Annotated in this window: 14 protein-coding genes; 12 read left to right on the forward strand and 2 right to left on the reverse strand. The window is 63.5% G+C overall.

What is annotated here, in order from left to right:
* Positions 1–50: 50 nt before the first annotated feature.
* The 10 genes from gcl to ACZ881_RS15275 all read left to right on the forward strand — a co-directional run bounded on the left by gcl (position 51) and on the right by ACZ881_RS15275 (position 10452).
* Positions 51–1826: a glyoxylate carboligase gene (gene gcl / locus ACZ881_RS15230; RefSeq protein ID WP_476116668.1), complete on the forward strand. Its 1776-nt coding sequence runs from the start codon at positions 51–53 to the stop codon at positions 1824–1826.
* A 25-nt stretch (positions 1827–1851) separates the two neighbouring features.
* Positions 1852–3018, forward strand: a complete 1167-nt coding sequence (locus tag ACZ881_RS15235) for a glycerate kinase (RefSeq protein ID WP_476116670.1) — start codon at positions 1852–1854, stop codon at positions 3016–3018.
* Positions 3011–4360 (forward strand): allantoinase AllB, encoded by a 1350-nt coding sequence (gene allB, locus ACZ881_RS15240; RefSeq protein WP_011776129.1) that lies wholly within the window; start codon positions 3011–3013, stop codon positions 4358–4360. Before ACZ881_RS15235 ends, allB begins: the two co-directional genes overlap by 8 nt.
* A gap of 10 nt (positions 4361–4370) precedes the next feature.
* Positions 4371–5111 (forward strand): winged helix-turn-helix domain-containing protein, encoded by a 741-nt coding sequence (locus tag ACZ881_RS15245; protein ID WP_476116673.1) that lies wholly within the window; start codon positions 4371–4373, stop codon positions 5109–5111.
* A gap of 97 nt (positions 5112–5208) precedes the next feature.
* Entirely contained in the window at positions 5209–5676 is a 468-nt protein-coding gene (gene bcp / locus ACZ881_RS15250) for a thioredoxin-dependent thiol peroxidase (RefSeq protein WP_011776131.1), read from the forward strand.
* Between the two features lie 147 nt (positions 5677–5823).
* Entirely contained in the window at positions 5824–6942 is a 1119-nt protein-coding gene (locus ACZ881_RS15255) for a PP2C family protein-serine/threonine phosphatase (protein ID WP_476116675.1), read from the forward strand.
* Between the two features lie 19 nt (positions 6943–6961).
* Complete coding sequence (locus tag ACZ881_RS15260) at positions 6962–8938, forward strand: glycosyltransferase family 2 protein (RefSeq protein ID WP_476116677.1); 1977 nt, start codon at positions 6962–6964, stop codon at positions 8936–8938.
* Entirely contained in the window at positions 8928–9260 is a 333-nt protein-coding gene (locus ACZ881_RS15265) for an STAS domain-containing protein (RefSeq protein ID WP_476117029.1), read from the forward strand. Before ACZ881_RS15260 ends, ACZ881_RS15265 begins: the two co-directional genes overlap by 11 nt.
* Positions 9253–9672 (forward strand): ATP-binding protein, encoded by a 420-nt coding sequence (locus ACZ881_RS15270; protein ID WP_476116679.1) that lies wholly within the window; start codon positions 9253–9255, stop codon positions 9670–9672. Before ACZ881_RS15265 ends, ACZ881_RS15270 begins: the two co-directional genes overlap by 8 nt.
* Before the next feature lie 372 nt (positions 9673–10044).
* A complete protein-coding gene (locus ACZ881_RS15275) occupies positions 10045–10452 on the forward strand; it encodes a hypothetical protein (protein ID WP_420179061.1) in 408 nt (135 codons plus the stop codon).
* A gap of 128 nt (positions 10453–10580) precedes the next feature.
* Here the strand turns inward: ACZ881_RS15275 and ACZ881_RS15280 are convergent, their stop codons facing one another.
* Positions 10581–11675 carry a pyridoxal-phosphate-dependent aminotransferase family protein gene (locus tag ACZ881_RS15280; RefSeq protein ID WP_476116682.1) on the reverse strand — a complete coding sequence of 365 codons (1095 nt, stop codon included), beginning with the start codon at positions 11673–11675 and terminating at the stop codon, positions 10581–10583.
* A 26-nt stretch (positions 11676–11701) separates the two neighbouring features.
* On the reverse strand, positions 11702–12943 hold the full coding sequence (locus ACZ881_RS15285; RefSeq protein WP_476116684.1) for an MFS transporter: 1242 nt from the start codon (positions 12941–12943) through the stop codon (positions 11702–11704).
* A 62-nt stretch (positions 12944–13005) separates the two neighbouring features.
* On the opposite strand from ACZ881_RS15285, the gene ACZ881_RS15290 reads away from it, so the two are divergent.
* Together ACZ881_RS15290 and ACZ881_RS15295 are read left to right on the forward strand one after the other, a co-directional pair.
* Positions 13006–13467 (forward strand): winged helix-turn-helix transcriptional regulator, encoded by a 462-nt coding sequence (locus tag ACZ881_RS15290; RefSeq protein ID WP_476116686.1) that lies wholly within the window; start codon positions 13006–13008, stop codon positions 13465–13467.
* A gap of 81 nt (positions 13468–13548) precedes the next feature.
* The gene (locus tag ACZ881_RS15295; RefSeq protein ID WP_476116688.1) at positions 13549–14379 is read left to right on the forward strand and encodes a phosphatase PAP2 family protein; all 831 of its coding nucleotides are present in this window, start codon (positions 13549–13551) and stop codon (positions 14377–14379) included.
* Positions 14380–14494: the final 115 nt, after the last annotated feature.

Genomic DNA, 14494 nt, shown 5'->3' on the forward strand with positions numbered 1-14494 from the left:
CAAAAACACCACAGACTTCGCCCGCAAGGGCAAAAAACAAGGAGTACACCATGGCTAAGATGCGCACCGTTGATGCGGCAGTCGCCATCCTGGAAAAGGAAGGCGCCACCGAGGCTTTCGGCCTGCCAGGCGCAGCGATCAACCCCTTCTATTCAGCAATGCGTGCCCACGGCGGTATCCGCCACACGCTGGCCCGCCACGTTGAAGGCGCCAGCCACATGGCTGACGGTTACAGCCGCGCTGCTGATGGCAACATCGGCATCTGCATCGGCACGTCGGGCCCCGCTGGCACGGACATGATCACCGGCCTGTACGCAGCCCAGGCTGATTCCATCCCCATGCTCTGCATCACCGGCCAGGCACCCGTTGCCAAGCTGCACAAGGAAGACTTCCAGGCTGTGGACATCGAGTCCATCGCCAAGCCGTTGACCAAGTTCGCCATGACCATCCTGGAGCCGGGCCAGGTTCCCGGTGCTTTCCAGAAGGCATTCCAGCTGATGCGCTCGGGTCGCCCGGGCCCGGTCCTGCTGGACCTGCCCATCGATGTTCAGATGGCCGAGATCGAGTTCGACATCGACGCCTACGAGCCCCTGCCGGTGGAGAAGCCCAAGGCTTCCCGCAAGCAGCTGGAAAAGGCTTTGGACCTACTGACCGCATCCCAGCACCCGCTGATCGTTGCCGGTGGCGGCATCATCAACGCCGGCGCTTCGGCCCAGTTGGTTGAGCTGGCCGAGATCCTGAACGTTCCCGTTATCCCCACGCTGATGGGCTGGGGTGCCATCCCCGACGACCACCAGCTGATGGCCGGCATGGTTGGCCTGCAGACCTCGCACCGCTACGGCAACGAGACGTTCCTGCAGAGCGACTTCGTGATCGGCATCGGCAACCGTTGGGCCAACCGCCACACCGGCGGCCTGGATACCTACACGGCTGGCCGTAAGTTCGTGCACATCGACATCGAGCCGACGCAGATCGGTCGCGTTTTCTCCCCGGACTTGGGCATCGCGTCCGACGCCGGTGCGGCGCTGGACGGTCTGTTGGAGCTGGCTCGCGAACGCCAGGCTGCCAAGACACTGCCGGACTACTCAGGTTGGGTTGCCGAGTGCCAGGAGCGCAAGGGCTCCCTGCACCGCAAGACCAACTTCGACAACGTGCCCATCAAGCCGCAGCGCGTTTACCAGGAGATGAACAAGGCCTTCGGCCGCGACACCACCTACGTGTCCACCATTGGCCTCTCGCAGATCGCCGGCGCACAGATGCTGCACGTGTTCGGTGCCCGCAAGTGGATCAACGCAGGCCAGGCCGGTCCTCTGGGTTGGACCGGTCCCGCCGCCTTGGGCGTTGTTCGTGGAACCCCGGACGCCACCGTGGTTGCCCTGTCCGGTGACTACGACTTCCAGTTCATGATCGAGGAACTGGCCGTTGGCGCACAGTTCAACCTGCCGTACATCCACGTTGTGGTGAACAACAGCTACCTGGGCCTGATCCGTCAGAGCCAGCGTGGCTTCAACATGGAACAGAACGTTTCCCTGGCCTTCGAGAACATCAACTCCCCGGAGACCAACGGCTACGGCGTGGACCACATCAAGGTTGCCGAGGGCTTGGGCGTCAAGGCCATCCGCGTTGAGGACCCCAACGATCTGCCTGCCGCTTTCGACAAGGCCAAGGCACTGATGGGCGAATTCAAGGTTCCCGTGGTTGTTGAAGTGATCCTGGAAAAGATCACCAACATCTCCATGGGCGTTGAAATCAGCGGCGTGAACGAGTTCGAAGAATTGGCAGAAACCGCGGCGGACGCACCCACCGCGATCCTGACCAAAGCGTAAGTAAGTAAAGGAAGGAGGCACCGGAATGCGTGTTGTCATCGCCCCGGACAAATTCAAGGGCTCGCTGTCCGCGCCCGACGTCGCCAAGCACCTGGCAACAGGACTGCTGGCGGGGTTCGGCCACGGTATACAAGCAACACGCATTCCGGTGGCCGACGGCGGCGAAGGAACCATCGACGCCGCCATCGGCTCCGGCTTCACCCGCCGGACCACCACCGTCACCGGCCCGCTGGGTGAGCCGGTTAAGGCCGACTTTGCAGTGCGGGACCAGGAAGCTGTCATCGAAATGGCGGCAGCTTCCGGTCTCGCCCTCCTCCCGGACGGCCCCACGTCCGAGGCGGCCAAGACAGCCACCAGCATCGGAACGGGCGAACTCATCCGCGCCGCGCTGGACCTCGGCTGCCGCAAGATCATCCTGGGTGTGGGCGGCAGCGCCAACACCGACGCCGGCGCAGGAGTCCTGCAGGGCCTCGGCGCCGTATTCTTGGACAAGAACGGCAACGAGCTCCCCGGCGGCGGCGCGGCCTTGGCCGAGCTGGACACCATCGACTTCTCCAACTTCGACGTCCGCGTCGAGGCCACGGAGTTCGTGTTGGCGTCCGACGTCGACAATCCCCTTTTGGGGGCCAGTGGAGCCCCAGCCATCTTCGGTCCGCAGAAGGGCGCGACGCCGGACGACGTCACCGAACTGGATGCCGCAGCAAGCCACTTCGTGGACGTGCTCGCAGCAGCAACCGGGCAGCACGCCGAGTTTGCGGCCAAAGCCGAAGGCGCTGGAGCAGCAGGCGGCGTGGGCTACATAGCCATAGCGGCACTGAAGGCAGAGCGGCGGCCGGGTATCGACGTCGTGCTTGAATTCACTGAACTCGAGCGCAGGCTCAAGGGCGCCGACCTGGTGATCACCGGAGAAGGCAGCCTGGACGAGCAAAGCCTGCTCGGCAAGACCCCCATGGGAGTTTCGCGGGCGGCACAAAGGAACGGGGTTCCCGTGATCGCAGTGTGCGGTCGGAGTACCCTGAGCCGGGAACAACTCACGGATGCCGGCTTCCACACGGTCCACGCACTGACCGATCTGGAAAAAGATGTCCAAAAATGTATCGCTGAAGCAGGTCCGTTGCTTGAACAATTAGGTAAGCACATAGGCGTGTACCTGGCGGAACGGACCGAAAACAAGGAGTACCTCAATGTCTGAAGCAATCGGCGCCTATGACCTCGTTATCCGGGGCCAGCGCATCCTGACCACCGCCGGCCTCGCAGCCCGCGAAGTTGGTATCCGCGACGGCATCATCGTCGCCATCGAACCCCTGGGCAACGGCCTGACGGGCAACGAGGTCATCGAACTCGCAGACGACGAAACCCTCATCCCCGGCCTGGTGGACACCCACGTCCACGTCAACGAGCCCGGCCGCACCGAGTGGGAAGGCTTCGCCTCCGCCACCCGCGCCGCAGCTGCCGGTGGCGTGACCACCATTATCGACATGCCGCTGAACAGCATCCCGCCCACCACCACCGTGGACGGCCTGGAGCAGAAGCGCGTTGTCGCCAAGGACCAGGCGTTCGTGGACGTCGGATTCTGGGGCGGTGCCATCCCGGGCAACAAGAGCGACCTCCGCCCGCTGCACGACGAAGGCGTTTTCGGCTTCAAGTGCTTCCTCCTCCATTCCGGCGTGGACGAGTTCCCGCACCTGGACGCAGATGAGATGGAAGAGGACATGAAGGAGCTCAAGTCCTTCGACTCCCTCATGATCGTCCATGCCGAGGACTCCCACGCGATCGACCGCGCCCCGCACCCCGGCGGCGACCACTACGAAACCTTCCTCGCATCCCGCCCCCGCGGCGCCGAGAACAAGGCCATCGCCGAGGTCATCGAACGTGCCCGCTGGACCGGCGCCCGTGCCCACATCCTGCACCTCTCCTCCTCGGACGCGCTGCCCATGATCGCCTCTGCAAAGCGCGACGGCGTCAACCTCACCGTTGAGACGTGCCCGCACTACCTGACGCTCATGGCCGAAGAAATTCCCGACGGCGCCACGGCCTACAAGTGCTGCCCGCCCATCCGTGAGGCCTCCAACCGTGAGCTCCTCTGGAAGGGCCTGCAGGACGGCACCATCGACTGCATCGTCTCGGATCACTCCCCCTCCACCCTGGATTTGAAGGACCTGGAAAACGGCGACTTCGCAGTGGCATGGGGCGGCGTTTCCTCGCTGCAGCTGGGCCTGTCCCTGATCTGGACAGAAGCCCGCCACCGCGGCATCCCGCTGGAGCAGGTTGTTTCCTGGATGGCCGAGAAGCCCGCCGCCCTGGCCCGCCTGCACAACAAGGGCCAGCTCGCCTTGGGCTACGACGCCGACTTCTCCATCTTCGCGCCGGACGAAGCCTTCGTTGTGGACGTCACCAAGCTCAAGCACAAGAACCCGATCACGCCGTACGACGGCCGTCCGCTGGCCGGCGTCGTCCGCAAGACCTACCTGCGCGGCACCCCGATCGACGGCCAGAACCCCGGCGGCAAGCTGCTCCGCCGCGGCAACGTTTAGGTCAACCGCCATGGCAGTCAATGCCTACGGGCCACCGCCGTCGCGAGGATCCGCAGCCCGCGGTTCTTCCGCGCGCCGGAACGGCATGACCGCGCACGGCCTGGCGCTCTGGGTCAACCCGGCCGAGGGCGACGAGATCGATCCTGAGGTCTGGGAGCGGGCAGCACGCCTTGTGCTGGCCCGCGCCATGAAACTTGCCCCGGAGGCGGAAGTCCGCATCTGGCCCGCCACCGGGGCACAGCACTCCGGCGTCGGCGACACTTCCTGGGGCGGCACTCCGCAGGAAGCCGCCGACGCCGGTACCAACAGCACACTCTCGCTCGCCGATGCCCTCGCGGAGGCGCGTTTGGTGACTCGTTCGAAAGAGTCAGAGGGCGCAGCAGAGAGCGACAGCACCGCCGTCGAGCCCGTAACGTTGGCGAGCCGCCGCAGCCAACTTGCGGTGGACCTCGCCGCTGAAGTAGTGCTGCTGGACGGCGAGCCGGTTTCCTTTACTGGCATGGAATACAAGCTGCTGCGCTACCTCGTGGTGAACTGCTCACGGGCCATCAGTCGTGAAGAATTGCAACGTTTTCTGGAGTCATTTGACCTCCCCGGCGCGGCATTTCGCTCGATCGACGTTTATGTTGGAAGGGTGCGGCGGAAGCTAGGCTCCGCCCGACACACCGTCGCCACCGTCCGTGGTGGCGGCTACCAGTTCGTGCCAGGGCCCTATGCCACAGTGCGCGGACCTGCGGAATACAGCATCTAAGTTCGCTGTTGTTAAAGATCAACGCCCCCGCAATGTGCATGACCGCTGTTGTTTGAAATGAAGGCCGGCTGTTGCCGGTGAAACGTAAAGGATCGCCATGACCCAGAAACTCCTCGTCGGAACGCAAGCACCTGATTTCGCGCTTCTCGACGCCGACGGCACCAAGGTCTCGCTGTCCGATTACCGCGGACGCAACGTCATTGTGTACTTCTACCCGAAGGCAGCCACCCCCGGCTGCACCACCGAGGCTTGCGACTTCCGCGACAACCTCGCCAGCCTGCAGGGCAAGGGTTACGACGTCATCGGGATCTCCCCGGACGGCCCGGAGGACCTCGCAAAGTTCACCGGCGAATTCGCGCTGACTTTCCCGCTGCTCTCTGACGAAGACCACTCCGTGGCCCTCGCCTACGGCGCTTGGGGCGAGAAGCTGGTCGACGGCGAAATCGTCGAAGGCCTGGTCCGCTCCACCGTTGTCCTCGACGGCGAAGGCACCGTGAAGCTCACGCAGTACCAGGTTTCCGCGCAGGGCCACGTCCAGGCGCTCAAGGAAGAGCTGGGCGTCTAACCCTCTCTCACATCCCGCGTGCTTGAGGGTAAACCCTCTCGCATATAACTGCACAAATCGTGTAACGCCCGCCCACTTTTGTGAGCGGGCGTTTCATGTGTCGTGACTAAACGTGACAAATACCCAGCAGCATTAGTTAATGGAGCCATGGTCTCTTCCCCACCCGTGCGCCACGCTGTCGTCGTCGAAGATGACGCTGATATCCGCGGCCTCCTCGTCCTCGTCCTCGAGCAGCTCGATTTCGTGGTGACGGAAGCACCTGACGGTCTCTCCGGCGTCGAAGCTGTCCGCAGAACCAACGCTGAACTGGTGACGCTGGACATCAATCTTCCGGACATTGACGGCATGGAAGTCTGCCGTCGCCTCCGCGAATTCTCAGACGCCTACATCCTGATGCTCACCGCCCGGGCCGACGAGATTGACCGGCTCAACGGCCTGGACACGGGAGCCGACGACTACATCAACAAACCCTTCAGCCCCAAGGAACTCCAAGCGCGCATCCGTGCCCTGTTCCGCCGCGCCCGCACGCCCGCCGCGCCCGCCGAGGACACCGGCCAGAACGACGAACTCGCCCGGGCAGCAGTGGTGCAGCAGAGCCTCCTGCCGCGCGAAACGGTCCGCCTCAGCGGTTACGACGTCGCTGGCGCCTTCCGCCCTTCGCGCAGCGTGGGTGGGGACTTCTATGACTGGTACCAGACCCGTGACGGCATGCACTTCACGTTCGCGGACGCCATGGGCAAGGGCATGGGTGCCGCACTGATCGCAGCAACGGTCCGCGCCGTGATGCGTTCAGTGGCGGACACCCCGGCCATCGACGCTGCCTTCGGATCTGCCAGCGCTACCATTACCTCCGATCTGGACCAGTCCGGCTCCTTCGTCACCATGTTCCACGCGCGGCTGGACAGCGCCTCGGGAAGACTTAGCTATATCGACGCCGGCCATGGGCTTGCGCTGCACGTTCCCGCTGAGGGGGCGGCGCGGAGGCTGGTCTCCGCCGGACCGCCCGTCGGCATCCTGGATGACCAACTGTGGCCTGCGTCGGAGCTGGACCTGGAGCCGGGCGATTCCCTGGTGATCGTCAGCGACGGCGTTCTCGACGCCCACAATTCCTTGGAGGACTTCCAGCGGAACGTGGAGAAGGTGGCACGGAGCGGAGCTACTGCGGACGATGTGTGCGCCGCCCTACTCGAGTTGGCACCGGCGGCGACCGCCGAAGATGACGTGACCGCCGTCGTCGTACGCCGAAAACCAAACGCAGGACTGTAGACCGCAAAAGGGGGGATTTGTGACACGTTTCTGGACTCGGCTGATCGTTGTGCTGACGGTCATTCTGGGCGTCAACTACGTGGCGTGGCGATGGATGGCGTCGCTGAACTGGGACGCGTGGTGGATCGCCGTTCCGCTGGTGATCGCCGAGACGTACAGCCTGATCGACGTCATGTTGTTCGGCCTGACCGTGTGGAACATCAAATTCCGGAAGCCGCCGCCCCCTGCCCCGGAGACGGCCACTGTGGACGTCTTCATCACCACGTACAACGAACCGTTGGACCTGGTGATGACCACTGCCCTGGCGGCCAAGGAGATTCGCTGGCCGCACAGTACCTGGATCCTCGACGACGGCGACCGGCCCGAAATGCGCGAACTCGCCGAGTCCAACGGGATCGGCTACGTCACCCGCGGCGCCGATTGGACACCGGACATGCCGCGGCACGCCAAGGCCGGCAACCTGAACAACGCGCTCATGGTCACCTCGGGCGAGTACCTGTTGATTCTCGACGCCGACCAGATCCCCGAGCCTGACATCCTGGACAAGACACTGGGCTACTTCAACGACGACAAAGTGGCGCTCGTCCAGACCCCGCAGTACTTCATCAACGTCCCCGCCGACGACCCCCTCGGCAGCCAGGCTCCCCTGTTCTACGGCCCCATCCAACAGGGCAAGGACGGCTGGAATGCCGCGTTCTTCTGCGGTTCCAACGCAATCCTCCGCCGGGAAGCCCTCATGCAGCTGGGCCTGGTGGGCTACGTCAAAGCCACCGAGAAGAGTGTCCGGCGAGCCCTCGCCGCTTCGCGTACCGCCATTAAGAAGGCACGCAAATCACCCGAGGCCGAGAACCCGCTGGTTGAGCAAATGCTGAACGAGGTGGAGGCCGCTACGGAATCCGCGCAGAAGGAACTCGAAGCCGGGGCATCCCTCAGCGAAATCACGTACCGGGTTCGCCACCAAGTGGACGACGCCGTTCGCACCCTCGTGGCCGCCGACTTCTCAGCACTCCAATCGGACCTCGAGGAGATCGCAGCCATGGAACTCGCCCACGTCGGCGAGTCGGGCGTGACCACCGTGGCGACTGACGCCGTCGACCGGATGTCCGGACGCGACTGGTCCCCGCTGGGTGCGCTCGAGTCGGTTCACGCTGTCCTGGACGCCATTTCGGTGGAACGCACCGACGAGGCCCAGCCAATCATGCCGCTGGCCACCATCTCCGTCACCGAGGACATGGCCACCGCGATGCGCCTGCATGGCCTGGGTTGGAAGAGCGTTTACCACCACGAAATCCTCGCCAACGGGCTGGCCCCGGAGGACGTCAAGACCATGCTGACTCAGCGCCTCCGCTGGGCCCAGGGCACCATGCAGGTCCTCCTCCGCGAGAACCCCCTGGTCCAACGCCGGCTCACGTGGGGCCAACGACTCATGTACTTCTCCACCATGTGGACCTACCTGAGCGGCTTCGCTGCCGTGGTCTACTTCGCGGCGCCCATCATCTACCTGACGCTCGGCATCCTCCCGGTCAACAGCATCAGTTTCGACTTCTTCATCCGCTTCATCCCGTTCATGGTGGTGAACCAACTGCTGTTCCTGGTGGCCGGGCATGGGATTCCCACCTGGCGCGGACAGCAGTACAGCCTCGCGCTGTTCCCCACCTGGATCAAGGCCTGCACGACGGCGGCCCGCAACGTTTGGTTCGGGCGTCCCCTCGGGTTTGCGGTCACCCCCAAGGCCCGGCAGAGCGGCGGGCCGAGTTGGAGCCTGATCCGGCCGCAGATCATCGTCGCGGTGCTGCTGGCGGTGGCTCTGGTTGTTGGCCTTATCCGGTTACTCGCCGGAATGTCCGAGCCCTTGGGCACACTGGTGAACGTGGCATGGGTTGCCTTCGACCTGGTGGTCCTGAGCGTGCTGGTCAAAGCAGTTTTGTATAAGGGTTTCGTGCCCGAAGTTGTCGGGCCAGAGCGCCCCGAGGAGAGGAATGCAGATGCAGTTTAGCTATGAGGTCAACGACTCCTACGCGGAGGTGAAGAGCGTGGGCCGGCTGAACATGGTGGCCGCGCCCAAGCTTCGCGAAGTAGTGGCCGAGGTTGTGGCCGGTGGCTCCAGCCGGGTGGTGGTGAACCTGGCAGAGACGGACTTCATGGATTCCTCCGGGCTCGGTGCACTCATCGGCTGCCTCAAAGCTGCACGCCAGGCAGGCGGTGACCTTCGGATCGCCGGGGTGCAGCCGCAGGTCAAAATGGTCCTGGAACTGACCAACATGGACAGGGTACTCACGGCGTACCCCACCGCAGAAGCTGCATTCGGCGATGACTGAGGTCATCGCCCACCGGGGCTTTCACGGGCCGTCCAACGAGGAAGCCATCGAGGCCATCCACAATGAGCTGGACGCCCTGTGGGACGACGCCTCCTTCGTGCCGGACATGGACCGGATGACCTTCGCTACGGCCGTCATCGAGGCTGCGGCGAACATCGTGCAGCATGCGCTTCCTGTGGCAGAGAAGCCCGTGGAGATCGACGTCGACATCAGCGTTCGTCCCACTCGGCTGGTGGCACGGGTGAGTGCTTTCAACGCCCGTGAGCCATTTGCGAATGACATGCAGGCTTCGATGCCGGATTCGGATGCGGAGTCCGGGCGCGGGTTGGCTCTCATCGAGGCGCTGGTGACCACTGTGACTTTCGAGCGCCAAGACGGCACCAACACGTGGATTCTGACCCGCAACACCTGACCCTCTCTCACATCCCGCGCCCTTGAGCACGACCGTCTATCACCACCCGCGCGCTTCAACTCGACGCTCTATCACCACCCACCTGCTTCAGGCGCAACGCTCTATCACCTCCCGCGCGCTTGAGCGCAACGGGTTGTTCTGCCCATCGCCGCGCGACAACTCTGCGTGAAAGCATTCGGTGAGATCCGCCGTCGAGCGCTAAACGAAACCGGGGACGAAATGAATTGCCGCACGCTTCGAACATCAGCACGCCCCTTCGCGCTGGCCGCTGCCCTTGTCGTGGGATCTGTTGGGATTGCCGGATGCAGCGCCCCCGGCGAAACCAAACGGCAACCCAGTAAGGCACCTCCCATTACTTCCGAACCTGCTCCTGTGGCTGAAAGCATCGCCAAGTACGACGCTCTGACCGCGGAACTTGTTGCAGCCCTGGAAGAGAAGATGCCCGGCATCACCTGGGCCGTGGACGATACGGCAGACATGAGTCCAGCCCAAGACGGCAGATGCATGCTCTACCTGCAAAGCATGCAAAGCAGCGCGGACATCGTGGAACCGTCCAGGAACTTTGAGGATCTCTTCGCTGCGGCCGATCCCGTCCTGGAGAAGCACGGATTTCCTGCCTTCAACGGCATTGATCCCGTTCCCGGCGGGTGGGTGGTAACGCGCAGCACAGATGCTGTGGGTGCCACGGTGAGCATCCGGTCAAAGTTCCCGGCCTACCTCGAACTTACGGCCCCGGTTAGGTCCGAGAGCTGCGACCCGAAAGAAATCCCGGCCAGCTGACTAAACACGCGGGACATGAGAGAGCGACCCACCCAAACCCGTGGGACATGAGAGAGCGACCCACCCAAACCCGCGGGACATGAGAGAGCGACCCACCCAAACCCGCGGGATGTGAGAGAGCGACCGGGCTAGGCTTTCGCGATTGCCTCTTTCAGAGCTCCGAGCACCAGCCAGACAGAAGTGCTGTTGGCGTTCGGGCCCATCATGCCGATGCGCCATACAGTGTCCGCGAACTCCCCGACGCCCGAGCCGATTTCCATGCTGAAGTTCTCCAGAAGGTAAGCGCGGACGGCAGCCGAGTTGACGCCGTCGGGGACTTTCACGGTGGTGAGGCTCGGCAACCGGGCGCCCTCGGCAGCGAACAATTCGAGCCCCATCTCCTGAAGCCCAGCCTGCAAAGCCGCCCCGGCGGCACGGTGCCGGGCCTGCACATTCTCAAGGCCCTCAGCAAGGATGCGGTCCAGGGCGGCTTCGAGCCCGGCGATCATGGTGACCGGCGCTGTATGGTGGTACGTCCGGGCGCCACTGGCGGCGCCGACATACCCGCCCAGCAGCCCGATATCGAGGTACCAGGAGCGCGGATCTTTGACGCGGCGCTCAAAGGCGCGATCGGAAACGGTAAAGGGCGAAAGTCCCGGCGGCACACCAAGGCATTTCTGCGTTCCGGCGTATCCGACGTCGATCCCCCAGTCGTCCGCTCGGAGCTCCAGTCCTCCAATGGACGTCACGGCGTCAGTGATCAGCAGCGCGTCTCCCTTACCGGCACCCAGCGCGGCGATGTCCGAGAGCACGCCGACGGAGGTCTCTGCATGGACGGCCGCGATCACCTTGGGATTCGGGTGCGCGGACAGAACGCGCTCGGCATTTACGGGCTGGCCCCACTCGTGATCGACGCGGATCACCGTGGCCCCGCAACGCCGGGCGACTTCACACATGCGCGCCCCGAAGAGTCCGTTGACAGCGATTACTGCCACGTCGCCGTCGGACACGGTATTCACGAAAGCCGCTTCCATCCCGCCGGAACCTGTGGCACTCAACGGGAGTGTGCGCGCATTGGAGGTACCCCAAACAGTCCGGAGGCCTTCGCAGGTGTGGTCGAGCCGTTCGATGAACACAGGATCAAGGTGGCCGAGCACGGGATAGGCCAGGGCAGCCATGGCTTCGGGGTAGCAATTGCTCGGGCCGGGACCGAACAGGAACCTGGACGTCAGAATGTGCGGCATGTGCGAACTCCTTCAGCTGGTTGAGGTCATTCTGCCCCAGCCTGCTGCACGGAGCTAACCAAACGCACCCCAGCACCCCGCAGCCGAGCCCGGTCAACGCCCCAGATCACCAAAGCGCCCAGCGCGAAGACTGCCCCCAGAACGCTGGCACCGGTCCAGCCCCAGGCGTCGAATACCGGCGCAACGGCTGCTGCTCCCACGGCACTTCCCACCGAGTAGAACACCATGTAGCTGCCAATGATGCTGCTGGCCGACTCTTCGGCGCCCGCCACGATCAGTGTTTGGCTGCTGACGTGGACGGCCTGCACCGCGGCGTCCAGCACCACGATGCCGGCGATGAACCAGAGCAGCGACCAGCTCCCCAGGGACAACGCGAGCCACGAGCCCAGGAGCGCCACCAAACTGATGCCCGTGACCCGTTGTCCCCATCCGCGGTCGGCCGCAGCACCGGCCTTGGATGCGGCCAGTATCCCTACAAGACCGGCAAGCCCAAAGAGCCCGATCACCCCTGGCGGAAGGTTCCAGGCGGGGCCGCTGAGCAACAACGACATACCGCTCCACAGTACTCCAAAAGACGCGAACAGCAGCATGGTGATAAGCGCACGGGTACGGAAAACGGGATTGCGCCGCGTCAGGACCACTACTGATGAAACGGCCTGCCAATAGCGCGCCTCGCCCCTTGATGTCTGCTCCCGTGGCATGGCGCGGAGGACTGCCACCGACAGGACAACAGCAGCAACTGCGGCAAAGATGTAAACCGACCTCCAACCCCAGAGGTCCGTCATGCCACCGGCCACGGTCCGCGCAAGGATGAGGCCACTCACGACGCCGGCGGTGACAGTTCCGATGTCTCCGCCCCTTTTGTCCGGGGTACTGGAGGCTGCGGTGTACGCGACGATGGCCTGTACAACGGATGAGGCCAACCCCAGTATCCCGAACGCAAGCAGCAAGGCAGCTTGGGATGAAGCCAGGGTCACGCCACAGGCACCCACAGCACTCGCTGCCACCTGAACGGTGATGAGTATGCGGCGGTCCACCAAGTCTCCCAATGGCACCAGGAGAACCAGCCCCACAAGATACCCGGCTTGTGATGATGCCACGACCCATCCGATGCTCGCCGCGGGGATACTCAGGTCGAAACCGATGCGCTCCAAGAGGGGCTGGCCGTAGTAGATGTTCGAGACCATGAACCCGGCCACGACGGCGAGCAGCAGCAAGAGGCCACGGCTGAGTCCCTGTGTGGTTTTCGTCAGCTGATCACTGCTCATTTTCCGGCCTCCAGCTTTCGGTTTCAATATGCAACCATCCGAGCCTATGGCAGAATGGTTTCATGTTGCAACCAAGTGATATCGAGTGGACTGACCCCGAATGTCCGGTGGCAAGGGCAGCCGACCTCGTGGGCGACAAGTGGACCCTGCTGATCATTCGGGACTCATTGGACGGCAAGCGGCGGTTCTCAGAATTTGAGAGGTCGTTGGGGGTGGCGAAAAACATCCTCTCGGACCGCCTTCGCCTCCTCGTGGACAGGGGCGTCCTGACCCGTATCCCGAATGACCGCGGCACTCGGAGTGAGTATGAGCTAACGAGCGCTGGGCGTGACCTCTTTACGTTGATCCTCAGCCTCCGGCAATGGGGCGAACGCAACGCCTTCAACGCCGGCGAAGCCCACTCCACCCTCGTGGACCCGGCGACGGGTGAGCAGGTCCCGCAGCTCCGCCCATTCCGGGGTAACGGCGCGGAACTTACACCGGAACAAACTCTGCTGGTCAAGGTTGGCGAATCTCTGCCGTAAAGCCGCGCTCTCAGGACCCGCCAAGTCCAAACTGCTAAGGTTACTCACCAATACTGAGGCCGCCACGGATAGGGGACGAGAGTGACGACTGAAGGAAAACAGGCGCCCGAGCAAGGCGTCAGCGGCGAGGTAAGCCAAGACCGATTCGTCGCCGGGCAGGACCTGACGCGCTGGAAATCCCCTGCCGGCCGGGTGCTGGCAGGCGGCGCTGAAAAAGTCACGTCCCTGCTCGGCCCTTATGCAGCGCTGATTATCACGCTTATCGCAGGACTTGGCATCGCCCTGTCACTGGCCCTTGTGTTCGGCGAGGTCTACGAGTCGGTAACGGAAGTCGACGGCGTGGCCGGACTGGATGATCCCGTGCTGGCAGCAGCCAAGACGGTGCGCTCCCCCGCCTTGGACGTAGCCACCACCGCCTACACGAATATTGGCGGCACCGTGGGAATGCCCCTCATCGCCGTGGGAATCATGATTTTCCTGGCTACCAAACGGCGATCATGGACACCCGTCATCCTGATGCTCGCAGCCGGACTGGGATCCCTGATCATCACCCTGCTCGGCAAGCCGATCTTCGGCCGCACCCGCCCGGATATCGCAGATGCAATTCCACCCTATGAGCACTCGGCATCATTCCCCAGCGGCCACTCGCTCAACTCACTAGTGATCGCCGGAATCGTGGCCTACTTGATCATCCTCAGACTCAAGACCGCAAAGGCCAGGGTCATCACGGTACTCGTGGCTATAGTGTTCGCTTTCACCATGGGTCTAAGCCGGGTCTATCTAGGTCACCATTGGCTGACGGACGTCCTGGCGGCATGGGCCATCGGCAGCGCTTGGCTGGCGTTGGTAATTACCGCCCATCGCCTCTACCTCACGGTCCGAACACGCCGTCACAGGGCGATAGTCTCTTGACACCAGCCCGCTCACTCGGCTTAATGGAATTACGTATGCTGAAATAACAGTTCCATGATGCGGAAGCTTGAAGCACGGGCTTCCTCCTGTACCAGCAGGAGTTCCGCATAGCCCA

Source organism: Paenarthrobacter sp. TE3676, assembly GCF_056279165.1.

Excerpts from the sequence above, each read along its gene's own strand:
- gcl (WP_476116668.1), top strand. The coding sequence starts at position 51 with ATGGCTAAGATGCGCACCGTTGATGCGGCAGTCGCCATCCTGGAAAAG.
- ACZ881_RS15235 (WP_476116670.1), top strand. The coding sequence starts at position 1,852 with ATGCGTGTTGTCATCGCCCCGGACAAATTCAAGGGCTCGCTGTCCGCG.
- allB (WP_011776129.1), top strand. The coding sequence starts at position 3,011 with ATGTCTGAAGCAATCGGCGCCTATGACCTCGTTATCCGGGGCCAGCGC.
- ACZ881_RS15245 (WP_476116673.1), top strand. The coding sequence starts at position 4,371 with ATGGCAGTCAATGCCTACGGGCCACCGCCGTCGCGAGGATCCGCAGCC.
- bcp (WP_011776131.1), top strand. The coding sequence starts at position 5,209 with ATGACCCAGAAACTCCTCGTCGGAACGCAAGCACCTGATTTCGCGCTT.
- ACZ881_RS15255 (WP_476116675.1), top strand. The coding sequence starts at position 5,824 with ATGGTCTCTTCCCCACCCGTGCGCCACGCTGTCGTCGTCGAAGATGAC.
- ACZ881_RS15265 (WP_476117029.1), top strand. The coding sequence starts at position 8,928 with ATGCAGTTTAGCTATGAGGTCAACGACTCCTACGCGGAGGTGAAGAGC.
- ACZ881_RS15270 (WP_476116679.1), top strand. The coding sequence starts at position 9,253 with ATGACTGAGGTCATCGCCCACCGGGGCTTTCACGGGCCGTCCAACGAG.
- ACZ881_RS15280 (WP_476116682.1), bottom strand. The coding sequence starts at position 11,675 with ATGCCGCACATTCTGACGTCCAGGTTCCTGTTCGGTCCCGGCCCGAGC.
- ACZ881_RS15285 (WP_476116684.1), bottom strand. The coding sequence starts at position 12,943 with ATGAGCAGTGATCAGCTGACGAAAACCACACAGGGACTCAGCCGTGGC.
- ACZ881_RS15290 (WP_476116686.1), top strand. The coding sequence starts at position 13,006 with ATGTTGCAACCAAGTGATATCGAGTGGACTGACCCCGAATGTCCGGTG.